The sequence below is a fragment of the Catellatospora sichuanensis genome (genome assembly GCF_007483665.1).
Classification (GTDB): domain Bacteria; phylum Actinomycetota; class Actinomycetes; order Mycobacteriales; family Micromonosporaceae; genus Catellatospora; species Catellatospora sichuanensis.
Map to the genome: position 1 here is coordinate 142,645 of NZ_ML660187.1, position 14,040 is coordinate 156,684.

At 70.0% G+C, this 14,040-nt stretch carries 14 protein-coding genes and 1 tRNA gene; 5 read left to right on the forward strand and 10 right to left on the reverse strand.

Going from position 1 to position 14,040, the window contains the following annotated elements:
- The first annotated feature begins 287 nt into the window (after window positions 1–287).
- The 3 genes from FLL47_RS07870 (at window position 288) to FLL47_RS07880 (ending at window position 3,382) form a co-directional block, all read left to right on the forward strand.
- Window positions 288–1,079 carry a (2Fe-2S)-binding protein gene (locus FLL47_RS07870; protein ID WP_246157672.1) on the forward strand — a complete coding sequence of 264 codons (792 nt, stop codon included), beginning with the start codon at window positions 288–290 and terminating at the stop codon, window positions 1,077–1,079.
- Window positions 1,080–1,423: 344 nt separating this feature from the next.
- Window positions 1,424–2,944 carry a N,N-dimethylformamidase beta subunit family domain-containing protein gene (locus FLL47_RS07875; protein WP_222105997.1) on the forward strand — a complete coding sequence of 507 codons (1,521 nt, stop codon included), beginning with the start codon at window positions 1,424–1,426 and terminating at the stop codon, window positions 2,942–2,944.
- A gap of 165 nt (window positions 2,945–3,109) precedes the next feature.
- Window positions 3,110–3,382, forward strand: a complete 273-nt coding sequence (locus FLL47_RS07880) for a hypothetical protein (protein WP_144119782.1) — start codon at window positions 3,110–3,112, stop codon at window positions 3,380–3,382.
- Window positions 3,383–3,498: 116 nt separating this feature from the next.
- Here the strand turns inward: FLL47_RS07880 and FLL47_RS07885 are convergent.
- Window positions 3,499–3,585: transfer RNA gene (locus FLL47_RS07885), tRNA-Ser, on the reverse strand.
- 75 nt (window positions 3,586–3,660) lie between these two features.
- Here FLL47_RS07885 and FLL47_RS07890 point away from each other — a divergent pair.
- Window positions 3,661–4,629, forward strand: a complete 969-nt coding sequence (locus tag FLL47_RS07890) for an NAD(P)H-quinone oxidoreductase (protein ID WP_144119783.1) — start codon at window positions 3,661–3,663, stop codon at window positions 4,627–4,629.
- Here the strand turns inward: FLL47_RS07890 and FLL47_RS07895 are convergent.
- The 7 genes from FLL47_RS07895 to FLL47_RS07925 all read right to left on the reverse strand — a co-directional run bounded on the left by FLL47_RS07895 (window position 4,589) and on the right by FLL47_RS07925 (window position 10,366).
- The gene (locus FLL47_RS07895; protein WP_144119784.1) at window positions 4,589–5,287 is read right to left on the reverse strand and encodes a glycosyltransferase family 2 protein; all 699 of its coding nucleotides are present in this window, start codon (window positions 5,285–5,287) and stop codon (window positions 4,589–4,591) included. The genes FLL47_RS07890 and FLL47_RS07895 overlap by 41 nt on opposite strands.
- Before the next feature lie 153 nt (window positions 5,288–5,440).
- The gene (locus tag FLL47_RS07900) at window positions 5,441–6,004 is read right to left on the reverse strand and encodes a hypothetical protein (RefSeq protein ID WP_144119785.1); all 564 of its coding nucleotides are present in this window, start codon (window positions 6,002–6,004) and stop codon (window positions 5,441–5,443) included.
- 34 nt (window positions 6,005–6,038) lie between these two features.
- Window positions 6,039–7,454 (reverse strand): sensor histidine kinase, encoded by a 1,416-nt coding sequence (locus tag FLL47_RS07905; RefSeq protein WP_144119786.1) that lies wholly within the window; start codon window positions 7,452–7,454, stop codon window positions 6,039–6,041.
- Window positions 7,447–8,127, reverse strand: a complete 681-nt coding sequence (locus FLL47_RS07910; protein WP_144119787.1) for a response regulator transcription factor — start codon at window positions 8,125–8,127, stop codon at window positions 7,447–7,449. Before FLL47_RS07910 ends, FLL47_RS07905 begins: the two co-directional genes overlap by 8 nt.
- Before the next feature lie 175 nt (window positions 8,128–8,302).
- A complete protein-coding gene (locus FLL47_RS07915) occupies window positions 8,303–8,797 on the reverse strand; it encodes a hypothetical protein (RefSeq protein WP_246157650.1) in 495 nt (164 codons plus the stop codon).
- Window positions 8,798–8,886: 89 nt separating this feature from the next.
- Entirely contained in the window at window positions 8,887–9,831 is a 945-nt protein-coding gene (locus FLL47_RS07920; RefSeq protein WP_144119788.1) for a rhomboid family intramembrane serine protease, read from the reverse strand.
- Between the two features lie 10 nt (window positions 9,832–9,841).
- Window positions 9,842–10,366: a peptidylprolyl isomerase gene (locus FLL47_RS07925; RefSeq protein WP_144119789.1), complete on the reverse strand. Its 525-nt coding sequence runs from the start codon at window positions 10,364–10,366 to the stop codon at window positions 9,842–9,844.
- A gap of 222 nt (window positions 10,367–10,588) precedes the next feature.
- Here FLL47_RS07925 and FLL47_RS07930 point away from each other — a divergent pair, with 222 nt between their 5' ends.
- Window positions 10,589–11,269 (forward strand): hypothetical protein, encoded by a 681-nt coding sequence (locus tag FLL47_RS07930; RefSeq protein WP_144119790.1) that lies wholly within the window; start codon window positions 10,589–10,591, stop codon window positions 11,267–11,269.
- Between the two features lie 74 nt (window positions 11,270–11,343).
- Here the strand turns inward: FLL47_RS07930 and corA are convergent, their stop codons facing one another.
- A complete protein-coding gene (gene corA / locus FLL47_RS07935; protein WP_144119791.1) occupies window positions 11,344–12,483 on the reverse strand; it encodes a magnesium/cobalt transporter CorA in 1,140 nt (379 codons plus the stop codon).
- Window positions 12,484–12,922: 439 nt separating this feature from the next.
- Window positions 12,923–14,017, reverse strand: coding sequence for an aminotransferase-like domain-containing protein (locus tag FLL47_RS07940; RefSeq protein WP_144119792.1), 1,095 nt, complete (start codon window positions 14,015–14,017; stop codon window positions 12,923–12,925).
- Between the last annotated feature and the right edge of the window lie 23 nt (window positions 14,018–14,040).

The window sequence follows — 14,040 nt, forward strand, 5'->3', positions numbered from 1 at the left end:
CATGCCACACCTCGCCCCCTCCTCCGCTCGTCGTGAATCCTCATTCTTCGCGGCCTCAGGACCAGACAATGAGAACTGCTGATTACCTGACAAAAACCTTGACAGGCGATCAAGGGGCCAGGCGGTGCGCGACGGCCCATAACCGCCGCAGAAAGTGACACACGGTGAGCGAAGTGGCGTAAACTGACACCGGTCTGGTTAGCCTAGCCTTATCGGGGTACAGTGAGGTCAGCCCCGTATCGGCTGGTGCATGTGCAAGAGAGGATCGGTGAGACCGAGTGCGTACGCTGACGCCTCTGGTCCTGACCGACGCTCTGCGCCCCCTCACCGTCACCCTCAGTGCGGTGCGCCGTCGCCGAGGGTTCACGGCCGTGCACGGTCTGGCCGACCCACTGCTGGTGACCGACGACGAGGGCTGGACACCGGCCTCCCGGTTGCTCGACGGTTCGGCGCTGCCCGCCCTGTTCGACACCGCCGTCCAGCGTTGGGGCGCGGCCCCGCACGCTGCCGCGACGCTCGCCTGGAAGTCGTACACCTACTGGGTCGCCATGCCCGCCGTGCTGAGCTGGGCGGCGGCCCGCCGGGTGCCGATCGTCGACACCGACAGCACCCTGCTGCGCTTCGGCGGCGACGAGCCCGGTGCCGCCCTGGTGCAGGTCGGCCTGCGCGCGCCCCAGGTCGCGGTGCTGCCCGACGACCCGCTGGCGCACGCCGGGGTGCCCGGCATCTCCGTCGTCCCCGACGAGACGCTGCTGCTCAAGACGCTGCGCACCAGCCTGCTCGACCAGCACCTCGACCCGCTGTCCGAGCGCATCCGCGCCGAGGTCAAGGTCGGCCGGCGCACCCTGCTCGGCTCCGTCGCCTCCGGCATCGCGTACGCGGTGCTGCGCAGCGCCCCCGCCCTGCCCGGCTCGACCGCCGCCGGCACCGCGCAGCAGCTGCTCGACGCGCTCGACCTCGCCGACCTGGTCGACATCAGCACCGGCGACGACGGGCAGCCCGAGGTCCACCGGCGCACCTGCTGCCTGGCCTTCACCCTGCCGCAGCCCAAGGTCTGCTCCGGCTGCTGCCTGCGCTGAGGCCGAGGCCGCCCGGATCCGTCCGGCACCGGAACCGGCATGTCCGGGTGGCGATCACCCGGCCGCCGGTTCGGCGGTCCAGGATGGCCACTTGGACGAGGTCAGGCAGGGCGGGTTCGCCGAGGATCGAGGATACGGTTGGTGCTTCGTGCCGTCCCCCGGGGACGTCCGGCAGCACGGCCGCTCGGTCCGGTCGAGGTCGAGCGCTTCGGCCCGATCGCGGCCCCGGCGACCGCGGTGCTGCCGGACGGCCAGACCGGCACCGCCCCGCTCGGGGAGGTGCCTCCGGTGGTGACTGGCCGGTATACGGCGACAACCCCCAGTCCCCCCAGGAGCGGATTCGAATGGCCAAGTTCACGCGTCGCGCTGCAGCGCGCGTTTTCGCGATCGGCGCGACCGGCGCCCTGACCGGAGCCGCGCTGACGCAAGCAGTGAGCGCGGCGACTGCGCAGGACCCGTCGTCGAAGGAGCTGCACCCGACCGCCCGGGAGAACATGAACCGGGGCTCGTCGGGCTGGCGGTTGGGCAAGGCCGGCCGTGACGCGGATCCCAAGCTGCTGCAGGTGTCGGGCTACGCCTCCGCCACCAGCGTGAACCTCGGCGAGTCGATCACCTTTCACGTCTCGGTCAGCGCCGAGGAAACCCATGTGGTGGAGATCTACCGGCTCGGTTGGTACGGCGGCGAAGGCGCACGCAAGGTTGCCGAGAGCTCGCCGATCCCGCACCTCAAGCAGCCGGACCTGAAGCAGGACCCGGGCTCCGGCATGATCACCTGCGACTGGAGCCCCACCTGGGCGCTCAAGATCCAGGACAGCTGGGCGTCCGGCGCCTACCTCGCGGTCTTCACCACCGCGTCCGGGTATCGCAACTTCACGCCGTTCGTCGTGCGCGACGACGCCCGGCGGGCCCCGTTCTGCGTGGTGATGCCCTTCACCACCTACCAGGCCTACAACATGTGGCCGCGCGACGGCGTGCGGGGCAAGGACCTGTACAACGGCTACCTGCCGGACGGCGATGTGACCTACTCGAACCGGGCCACCTCGGTCTCGTTCGACCGTCCCTACCCGTACCACGGCGGTCTGCCCAGCCGCTTCGAGTACGACCACTGGTTCATCAACTGGGCCGAAGCGGAAGGCCACGACCTGGTCTACGCGACCAGCATCGATCTGCACGCCGGCCGCATCGACCCCACGCGATATGCCGGGCTCCTCTTCCCCGGCCACGACGAGTACTGGTCGCAGGAAATGATCGACGTCGCGACCAAGGCGATCGCCGCCGGCACCAGCCTCGCCTTCATGGAGGCGAACAACGTCTACTGGAACATCCGGCTCTCGCCGTCCGCCGACGGCCGCCCCGACCGGGTCATGACCTGCTACAAGCTGGACAAGGACCCGGCGCCGGACGCGAGCGGCCCGACGACCCAGTGGCGTCTGGTGGACCGCGCGGGCACCAAGGCCGAGCAGCGCCTGCTCGGTGTCCAGTTCAACGGACAGCCCGCCGAGGCCGCACCGCTCGTCGTCCGCGCCGCCGACCACTGGTTCTGGGCAGGCACCGGGGTCAAGGACGGCGACCAGATCGCCGATGTGGTCGGTGGCGAGACCGACGGCGTGCAGGACAAGTTCCCCCTTCCGGAGGGCGAGGGGCTGACGCGAACGATCCTGGCGGAATCCCCCTTCAAGGCCCAGAACGGCACCACGATCGTCCAGAACAGCAGCGTCTACGAGACCGAGAGCGGCGCCATCGTCTTCGCCTGCGGTTCGAACGACTGGCCGGCGGCCCTGAGCGCGCCGGGAGGGCGGGACCCGAGGATCCAGCGGGCTACCGCCAACGTGCTGAACCGCATCCTGAGCCGATGGTCGGCATGACCACGACGCACGCTCGAATCCTATGTAGATGAACGGCGTGAGCCGCGCTTCAGTGTCTCCACCTGCGATTCACTCGTCGCCGAAGGGGTGACGGGCGCTACCGCCGATCCGTGGGAATCGATATGTTGACATCTCCTTATCACTCCTAGTTATGGAGGTGTCACGATGCGCAGTCTCAGCGGCATCGGCAAGCGGCTCGCCGTCATCGGCGCGGCCACCCTCGCGTTCGCCGGAGCCTCGGCGATCGCAGCCACTCCGGCCCACGCCACCCCCGGCGACTGCAGCGCGTACCTGGCGGCGCAGGGGTACGGCGGGGTCGAGTTCGGGCTCGCCTGCACCCTGGGCGACCTGTCCTACACCGTCTGCACCACGCAGCTCACCCTGCTGAGCGTCCCGCCGGCTACGGCGGACGTGGCGTGCCGGCTCGCGGCGGTCTGACGGTGTGAACCGGGTGCGGCCCTCGAACATCCTGGGTCCGAGGGCCGCACCCCCTCAATGTAAGGGGCGGGCAGGAAGCAATCTTCCTGCCCGCCCCTTACCGCATCACCTCTCGGCGGAGGGTAAGGGATTCGAACCCTTGAAGACATCGCTGCCTTAGTGGTTTTCAAGACCACCGCCATCGGCCACTAGGCGAACCCTCCTGGCGCATCGCCGACGACCAGTGTGCCAGACGCGCCGCGCGCCCGCCCGGACCGGTCTCGGGGCAAGATGGTCTGGTGTACGCCATGACGATCCCCGCCAAGGGTGAACTTGCCTGGTCAGAGGTCCCCGATCCGGTCCCGGCCGAGGGCGGGGTGCTGATCCGGATCGCCGCCACCGCGGTCAACCGGGCCGACCTGCTCCAGGTCGCCGGCGTCTACCCGCCGCCGCCGGGCGCGCCGCCCTACCCGGGGCTGGAGTGCTCGGGTGTGATCGAGCAGGGTGCCGGGCCGTGGCGGCCGGGCGACGAGGTGTGCGCGCTGCTCGGCGGGGGCGGATACGCCGAGCTGGTGGCGGTCGACGCGGGGCACGTGCTGCCGGTGCCGGACCGCGTCGACCTGGTCACCGCGGGCGGCCTGCCGGAGGTGGCGTGCACGGTGTGGTCGAACCTGACCATGGTGGCGGGGCTGCGGGCCGGGGAGACGGTGCTGATCCACGGCGGCGGGAGCGGGGTGGGCACGTTCGCGATCCAGTACGCCAAGGCGCTGGGGGCCCGGGTGGTGGCCACGGCGCGGGCGGCCAAGCACGAGCAGCTGCGGGAGCTGGGCGCGGACGAGTGCCTGGACTACACCAGCGACGACTTCACCGGTGTCGGTGCGGACGTGATCCTCGACATCATCGGCGCGGCCTATCTGGAGCGCAACGTGCAGGCCCTGGCGACCGGCGGTCGGCTCGTCGTGATCGGATTGCAGGGCGGCACCAGGGCGGAGCTCAACCTGGGCGCGTTGCTGGCCAAGCGGGCCACCGTCAGCGCGACCGCGCTGCGCTCCCGGCCCGCGGCGGAGAAGGCCGCGATCGTGGCCGGGGTGCGGCAGGACATGTGGCCGCTGCTGGCTTCAGGCGCGATCCGCCCGGTGGTGGATCGCACGCTGCCGCTGGTCGAGGCGGCCGCGGCACAGCGGATCGTCTCGGCCAACGAGCACGTCGGCAAGGTGCTGCTGGTGGCTAGCCCTGCTTCGGCGCCGGGCGCAGGCGCTCCCGCATGAGGATCAGCAGGGCCTCGATCCCGTCCATCGCGGTGATCTTCTTGCCCTCTTCGCGGGTGCGGGCGGTGTAGCTGATCGGCACCTCGTACGGCCGGTTCTTGCGGCGCAGGAGCTTGCCGGTGACCTCCGCCTCCATGCCGAAGCCCTTGGACTTGACGTTCAGCGAGCGGTAGAGCTCCAGCGGCATCAGCTTGAAGCAGGTCTCCAGGTCGCCGATGTACGAGTTGAACAGCACGTTGGCGAACAGCGTGACGCCCTTGTTGCCCATCACGTACCAGAACGAGAAGGCCGCGTGGCCGCCGAAGCTGCGGTTGCCGTAGACCACCTTGGCGCGGCCGTCGAGCACGGGGGCGAGCAGCTTCGGGATGTCCCTGGGGTCGTACTCGAGGTCGGCGTCCAGGATGACCATGTAGTCACCGGTCGCGGACTCGACGGCGGTGCGGATGGCCGCGCCCTTGCCGGCGTTCTTCGCGTGGTGGAAGGCCTGCAGCCGCGGGTCGTCGCAGGTGTCGAGGATCTCGGCGGTGCGGTCCTTGCTGCCGTCGTTGACCACGACCAGCTCGATCTCGCACGGATACTCGACCGCGAGTGCCTGCTTGAGCGCCTCGCCAAGCCGGGCCTCTTCGTTGTAGACCGGCATGAGGATCGATAGCTTCACGGGACTCTCCGCTGCTGACGCTGGCTGGACCGGCCGAGTCTAGCCCTTGTGGCGAGTCACCGCACATCTGGCAAGGTCAGCGCCATATGACAAAAAGGAAGGGCACCTTCTTAACGGTATACGTATAGGAAGGTGCCCTTCCTCACTCGTGGCTCAGCGGGCGAGTGGGATCACGATCAGGCGGGCGGTGGGGGCGCCGCCCTCCTTCGGCCCGGCCAGGGCCACCTGGGCGCCGGTCTTGAGCGCGGTGGGCTGGATCGTCGCGCGCTTCTCGACCACCCGCAGCTTCTCGCCGTACTTCCAGGTCTGGGTGAATCCGTCGGCGGACTTCACCGTGATCGACTCCCCGTCGACGGCGGTGACGACTCCGCGCTGGACGAGCACGGTGACGGGGCCCTTCTTCGTCTCCACGACGGCTTCGCCGTGCTGCACGTCGCGGCGCAGGGCGACCCGCAGCGCGTGCCGCTTGCGCCAGTTGCGCAGCCGGTCGTCGACCTTGTCCTTGTCTTTGGCTTCGGGCGTGGGCGACGCGGTGGCGTCCAGGTCGCTCTCCGCGGCGACGAGGTCGACGGGCTCGACGCCCATCGCGGCGAGCGCCTCGGCCTCGACCGAGGCGACCAGTCCGGTGGCGGCCGCAGGCAGGTCCGACGGGCCGCAGGCGGTCATGCCCAGCAGTGCGGTCAGACCCAGTGCGACGGTGAGGCTGAGTTTTCTCATGACCGCAGCCTGCCCCGCCGTCGCGTGCGGGCGGTCAGGCCGACGTTCGGGGCAGGTAAACCGTGAACCGGGCGCCGCCCTCGGCTGCGTGGCCCGCCTCGATGGTGCCGCCGAGGCGGCGGGCCAGCCCGGCCGCCAGGGCCAGGCCCAGGCCACTTCCGGTTTGGCGTACGCCCTGGTAGCGCTGGTGCAGTGCGCCGCGCTGGAAGGCCACGGCCAGGTCGTCGTCGGTGAGGCCGGGGCCCCCGTCGCGGACCTCGATCGCGGTGCGGTCGGGCAGCGGGCGCACCGCCACCACGATCGGGCGGCCAGGCGGCACCACCCGCAGCGCGTTCTCGACCAGGCCGTCGACGATCTGGCGCAGGCGCAGCGGATCGGTGTACGCCCGCACCTCCCCCGCCGGGACCTCGGCGCGCACCGGCACGCCCGCCTGTGCGGCGCGCGGCGCGAAGGCCCGCTCGGCCGAGGTCACCAGGGAGACCAGCTCGACGTCGGTGAGCTGGATGGCGAAGTCGGCGGCGTCGAGCCGGGCGAGCGAGAGCAGGTCGGCGACGAGCCGGTCCAGCCGCTCGGCCTCGGCGAGCACGGTCTGCCCGACCTCCTGCGCGCCGTCGGGTCCGACGACGCCGTCGGACAGCGCCTCGGCGTACCCCTTGATGGTGGTCAGCGGGGTGCGCAGCTCGTGCGAGATGGACAGCAGGAACTCGCGCTGGCGTCCCTCGCTGGTGGCCAGCGCCTCGGCCAGCTCGTTGATCGAGTGGGCGAGCCGTTCCACCTCCTGCGGCGGTTCTGCGGCCAGGCGCACCGTACGGTCGCCGGAGCTGAGGCGGGCCGCGGCGGTGGCCGCGTTGCGGATCGGCCGGGCCAGCCGGCGGCCGAGCAGCACTCCGGCCAGCACACCCGCGCCGAGCCCGGCCAGCAGCGGGAGCCACAGGTTGCGCAGCACCTGGCGGCTGATCCCGGTGGCAGCGGGACGGGCGAGCACCACGCCGTCGCCCGCGCCGAGCGAGCGGCCCTCCACCATGGAGAGCCGGCCGCCGACCATCGCCAGCCGCTCGCTGACCGGCTTGCCGTCCGCGATCTGCTGCACGACCCGGGCGGGCAGCCCCGGCCGGTCGGCCGCGCCGGACGTGATCAGGTATGCGCTGACGTCGCCGTCGAGCTTGCGCAGCTGTTCGATCAGTTTGGCGTCCGCGGCCGGGGCCCGCCGGGAGCGCAGCACCTGGGCCACGACGTCGGTCTGCGACGCCAGCCCTTCCCGGGCGGCCTGCTCGGTGGCCCGCGCGGTCAGCGGCACCGCGACCAGCGCGGTCACCACCAGCGTGATCAGCGCGACGACCACCCCGGCGAGCACCGCCCGGGTGGTCAGGGTGCTGGTGCTGGCCGTGGGCCGGGGCGGGGCGGCGAGCACCCGGATCGGCACGGTGAGGTCGGCGCGGCGGTCAGGCATCGGCGGTGTACCCCACGCCCCGGACGGTGCGCACGATGTGCGCGCCCTCGCCGAGCTTCGCCCGGACCTGCGCCACGTGCACGTCGACGGTGCGGGTGCCGCCGTGCGCGGCGTACCCCCAGACCGTGGACAGCAGCTCGTCACGCGTGTAGACCCGGCCCGGCCGGCTCATCAGGTGCGCCAGCAGGTCGAACTCGGTGCTGGTCAGGTGCACCGCGATGCCGTCGACGGTGACCTCGCGCCGGGCGGGGTCGAGACGCACCGGCCCCACGGCACGGCTGCGGTCGGGCTCGGGCGTCCCGCCGGACCGGCGCAGCACCGCCTTGAGCCGGGCGACCAGCTCCCGCGGGCTGAACGGCTTGGTCAGATAGTCGTCGGCCCCCAACTCCAGCCCGACGATCCGGTCCACCTCGTCGTCCCGCGCGGTGAGAAAGATGATCGGCACCCAGATCTCCTCGGCCCGCAACCGCCGGCAGATCTCCGTCCCGTCCATCGACGGCAGCGCGATGTCCAGCACACACGCCGTAGGCCGCAACCTCCGCGCCGCCGCCAGCCCCGCCGCCCCATCGGACTCGACCTGCACGCCGTACCCGTCCCGCTGCAGATAAAGCCGAATCAGGTCGGCAATGGGCCGCTCATCCTCGACGACGAGCACCAGCCCCTTCTCAGTCACGCCGCCATCATGTCCGACCCGTGTACGAACCACGTAAGCCCGCCGCAAACCTTGCGCCCCACACGAAACGACGATCTTGCGCGAACTGTGGGTGCGACACGCTCAGATCGGGCGTACAGCCAACAGTTCACGCAAGATCGTCGCGATCTTGACGTGGGTCCTGGGGGGGTCGGGGTCAGGCGCCGACGAGGTGGTCGGCGAAGGAGGCGTAGGGGGTGGCGTTCATGCCGGCGGTGCGCTGGGCGATCAGCTTGGGCTTGAAGACGTGGGAGAAGAGGGCGTCGAGGTGCCATACCTGCTTGGGGTGTCCCGCGTGGATCCAGAAGCGCTCCCGGATGCCGTCGACGGCGGTGGCCGCGAACTCGATCGCCGACAGGCGCGGGTCCGGGTGCCAGGTGACGTTGGCGAGGTGGCGCAGGTCGGTGTTCAGGTGCAGGCGGAGCCGGCGCAGGATGCGGCTCTCCTGGGTGATCACTAGCCGGCGGTACGTCAGCAACATCAGGAACTCGCGGCCGAGCGGGCGCTCGGGGCGAAGTGCGCGGGCAACGAGCACGGTGGCGTCACCGGCCTCGACACAGCGCCGGAAGATCGGCATGTGCCGACTGACCGTGGCCATGGGAATGCCGGCTTCGCCGGTGGCGGGAAGGAACGTACGCGAGAAGACGTCCATGTAAGGAGCAACGAGCGCGCGTGACACACGTCACGCGAGTCACTCATGCGGTCGATGGCGACCATTGTCGATGGATGTGTTTTCCCAGGTCAACGCGTCAACGACAGGGCCACTGTCACACCCATGAGACCGAGGAACGTCAGCACCAGCACGGCCGTCTGCACCAGGGTGCGGTGCTCCCTCGGCGCGTACGCCAGGCCGGCGCCCACGATCGCGCCGGTGAGGAGCCCGCCGAGGTGCCCGGCGATGCCGATGCCCGGGATGGCGAAGGAGATCGCCACGTTCACCACGATCACCGGGATGATCGAGGACGCGTCCCGGCCCAGCCGCTTCAGCACGAAGAAGTAGATGGCGAACAGGCCGTAGATCGCGGTCGAGGCACCCGCACCGACCCCGTCGGCGCTGAAGATGTAGCCGGCGACGTTGCCGCCGATGCCGCAGAGCAGGTAGGCCACCGCGAACCGGACCGGGCCGAGCGCGCCCTCCAGCGGTCGGCCGAGCACCCACAGCGCCCACATGTTCATCGCGAAGTGGATGACGCCGTAGTGGATGAACATCGCGCTGAACAGCCGGTAGTAACCGCCGTCGTCCAGGCCCGGCCAGACCGAGCCGTATTCCGGAAGCGCGCCCGCGTACACCGCGCCCTGCGGGCCGGCGGTGATCGTCTCGCCGAGCACGCCGCCGATGAACTGCCACTGGGTCGCCGGGGTGAACAGGTCGCCACTGAAGAGCGCGGGCATGCCCACCAGCAGCGCGCCGACGATGAGCCCGAGCAGGTTGAGCCCGATCAGCGTCTTGGTCACGTAGCCGTGCATGCCGACCTGCGAGCCGCCGAAGTGGGTCAGCGCAGGACGCTGGGTGCGCCGGCCCTCGGCGACGCAGTCGGGGCAGTGGTGGCCCACCGATGCCGGGATCATGCAGTCCGGGCAGATGGGCTTCTCACATCTGCTGCATTTCAGGTGCGTCTCCCGCCCCGGGTGGCGGTAGCAGCTCGGTACGGGCGGCAGGCCACCCTGGGGTGCGGGAGACGTCATGGATGCGAGATTAGCGCTCGATGTCGATTCGTTCGATGACGATCGCTTCGCGCGGCCGGTCGCCGGCGTCGGTCGGCGAGCTGGAGATCGCGTCCACGACCTTCTGCGAGTCCGCGTCGGCGACCTTGCCGAAGATCGTGTGCTTGAAGTTCAGCCAGTTCGTCGCACCGGTGGTGATGAAGAACTGCGACCCGTTGGTCTTCGGGCCGGCGTTGGCCATCGCCAGCAGGTAGGGCGCGCTGAAGCTGAGCTCCGGGTGGAACTCGTCGTCGAAGGTGTATCCCGGGCCGCCACGACCGGTGCCGGTCGGGTCGCCAGTCTGGATCATGAAACCGTCGATCACACGGTGGAACGGCGTGCCGTCGTAGTACGGGCCGGTGATCGGCTGACCGGTCCGCGGGTCGGTCGCCCCCTCCTTGGTGCCCTCGGCCAGCTCCACGAAGTTCTTCACGGTCTTCGGGGCATGGTTCGGGTAGAGCTCCAGGCGGATGGGACCGGCGCTGGTGTGCAGGACGGCGAAACGGGCGTCAGCCACGTCTAACTCCTGAATATTCGAGTGGTTGGTTACCGACAGATTCTCCCATGTGCCCGTTCCGGGTGTGCGATGGCGTCCGGCGAGGCAGGATGGCAGTCAGGGATGTGAACGGGGCGCGCTTTCGTCGTGACGGCGCGCCCTGCGATACCACGCACGGGCGCGGGGGCGCCTGGAGCGATCGTCTGCCTCGCGCGGGGGTGCGGGGCAGGAAGGCGGGGGAAGATGCTCGGATTTCACAAGAAGACGCGCGCGGAGCTGATGCGCGAGGAAATGGGCCAGAGCTGGGACCATTTCCTGCAGGCGGCGACACATGCCGCCGGCGGGGTCGGGGCGTCGTTCGGCCCGACCACCGGACGCATGCGCCGTGTGACCTCGCGCGGCATGGACTCGACGATGTCCGCCCTCACGCCGCTGGCCGCGGCATACCGGGAGGGCGCCGCCGACGCCATGAACGCCAGCAAGAAGGCCCACGCCAAGGCGCGCAAGCACAAGAAGGGGGGCCACGTGTCTCGCAGTGGCAACACGGGGATGCTGATCGGGCTGCTCGCCGCGGGCGCGGCCGTCGGCATCGCCGGTGCGCTGGTCATGAAGCGCCGTCGCCAGCAGCAGTGGTCGGAGTACGACCCCAGCCAGGCGCTGGAGACGATGCGCTCGGAGACCAAGTCGATGACGGACAAGACGGCCGGCAAGGCCGACTCGGTGATCGACAAGGCCACGCACCACACCAGCAAGGCCATGGACAAGACCGCCGACAAGCTGCACGAGGCGGCGTCCTCGCTCAAGGGCGGCGGCCGCGACACCATGAAGTCGAAGGTCAACGACGCGGCGGAGGCGGCCAACGACGCCACCGACAGCTTCGCGTCGAAGTACTCCTCCAGCGGGTCGAAAAACGGCCGTATGTGACAGCTGGCGTGCGCTCGACCGTTAAGAAGGGCACCTTTTACAACGCATAGCGATGTGAAGGTGCCCTTCCTTTGTCAGAGCCAGCCGGAGCGGCGGAGCATGCGGTAGACGGCGAAGGAGGCCGCCAGCATCACGGACAGCGCCAGCGGGTAGCCGTAGGTCCAGTGGGTCTCCGGCATGAAGTCGAAGTTCATGCCGTAGATGCCCGCGATCGCGGTGACGACCGCGGCGATACTCGCCCAGGCGGCGACCTTGCGCATGTCGTTGTTCTGGTCGACGGTCACCTGAGCCAGCCGCGCCTGCATGATCGAGATCAGCAGATCGTCGAAGGAGCTGACCTGGTCGACCACCCGGGCCAGGTGGTCCTGTACGTCGCGGAAATACTTGCGCAGTTCCTTGGTGACCTCGGGGGTGTCGCCGATCAGCAGTTGCAGCGGCCGCTGCAGCGGCAGCACCGCCCGCTTGAACTCGACCAGTTCCCGCTTGAGCTGATAGATGCGCTGCATCCGGCCGCTGGAGTCGCGCGCGAAGACGCTCTCCTCGATCAGGTCGACGTCCTGGCTGATCCCGTCCGCGGCCTCGACGTAGAGGTCGACCACGTGGTCGAGCACCCCGTAGGCCACCGCCCAGGGCCCCTGCTTGAGCAGTTCGGGCCGCGCCTCCAGATGCTCGCGCACCGGCTTGAGCCGGCAGGCCTCGCCATGGCGTACGGAGATCACGAAGTCCGGCCCGATGAAGAGCATGATCTGGCCGGTCTCCACCACCTCGGAGTGCTCGGTCAGCTCCTTGTGCTCGACGTAGCGGGCCGCCCGCAGGGCCAGGAAGTGCACCTCGCCGAACTGCTCCAGCTTGGGCCGCTGGCCCGCGCTGACGACGTCCTCCACGGCCAGCTCGTGCAGGCCGAACGCGTCGGCGATGCCCGCCATCTGCTGCTGGTCCGGGGCATGCAGGCCCAGCCACACGAATCCGCCCCGATGCCGGCGCGCCTGCACCAGCGCCTCCCGGTAGTCACCGGCCGCCGGCTGGCGGATGCCGTCGAGGTAGATGGCGCAGTCCACGATCGCGTCGCGACGCTCGCCCGCCTGCGCGGGCACCGGGTTGGCGTCGGCGTCGCCGCTCAGGCCGACCAGTCGGCCCATCACGCGGGCGGGGGCGGTGAAGGCGCGGGTCAGGCGATCGCCGTTGGAGGCTCGCCGACCGTTGTCGTCCCGCATGTCGTCAACCACAATCGCCCCCTTCGCCGGGTCGCCGACTGCCCGGAGACTCCGTCAGACAGGCTACTTGGCGCAGATACCGGAACGGACCGACCGTGATCGTGAGTGGACCCGGCGCGGCGGGTGGAAAAGAGGCGCCGGGTGGACCACGTGTGCCGCTATCGGGGGGAATGCGACTCGGTCCACCCGGCGCCGGAACGCCACCCGGGGTGGGGGGTGGGTGACGTTCCTTTTCATTGGGGGCGGGGGCAATGCGGGCGGGGGCCCCACGCGCCACGAGGTCCAGGTCACCACGGCGTGGCCGCGTGCTTTTCACTCGGTCGGCGACAGGCGCCCGACGCATTGTGATCCTCGTAACCTCGCGAGGGGAACCCCACCCACCCCCGATCTGACTGTCAGAAATGCGACAGAAAGGTGGTCAGATATCCGAATCGCCGGATCAACCGCGCACGGCGTCGATGGCCTCGGCGAGACGTCGTACACCCTCGTCGATCTGGTCCGCGGTGACCGCGCTGAACGCGAGCCGCAGCGAGTTCCGACCACCCTCCAGGAGGAAGTCCGAGCCCTTCACCACGGCCACGCCACGCTCGGCGGCGGCCGGCAGCAGCTTGTCGACGTGCACGTCCTTCGGCAGTTCGATCCACAGGAAGTAGCCGCCGTCGGGCTCGGTGAACGACACCCCGTCGATCCGCTTGCGCAGCGACTCCGCCAGCACCGTGGCCCGCTCGGCCAGCGCGGCGCTGACCGTGGCCACGGAGCGGTCGATGTCGCCGGAGGCGCAGAACTCGTACACGATGCCCTGCGCGACCTGGCCCGCGGAGATGTACAGGTTGGTGGCCCTGCCCGCGATGGCGTCGATCAGGCCCTTGTCACCGACCAGGTAACCGACCCGGACACCCGGGCAGACGGTCTTGGTGAAGGAGCTGGCGTGCACCACGACGCCGGCGGTGTCCAGCGACAGCATCGTCGGCAGCGCGTCGCCGCGGAACCGGATGTCGACGTACGGGTCGTCCTCGAAGATCGTGAAGCCGAACTCCTGCGCCAGCGCGAGCAGCTCGTGCCGCTTGGCCTCGGACAGCGTCACGCCCGCCGGGTTCTGGTAGTTCGGGATGATGTGCGCGAGCTTCGGGCGCACGCCCGACTCCAGCAGGGCCCGCAGCTCCGCGGTGTCGACGCCGTCCGGGTGCAGCGTCACCTGGTGCACGACCGCGCCGAGGTTCTGCAGGTTCAGCAGGGTCCGGTCGTAGGTCGGCTTCTCCACCACGACGTGGTCACCGGGCTGTACGAGGTGGTTGAAGAGGAACGCGTCGGCCTGCAGGGAGCCGTTGGTGATCAGCACCTGGTCGACGGCCACCCCGTGCTTGGCCGCGATCCACTTGCGGAGCGGGCCGTAGCCGTAGGAGTTGCCGTACGCGGTGAGGCCGGCCGGGTCGTTGGCGAAGGCGCGGACAGCCGCGGCGCTGAGCCCTTCGACATCGACGATGTCGAGGCTCGGAGCGCCCCGGGCGAACGAGATGAGCTGCTCGGCGGTCATGTTGACAGGTTAATGCGCCCGAA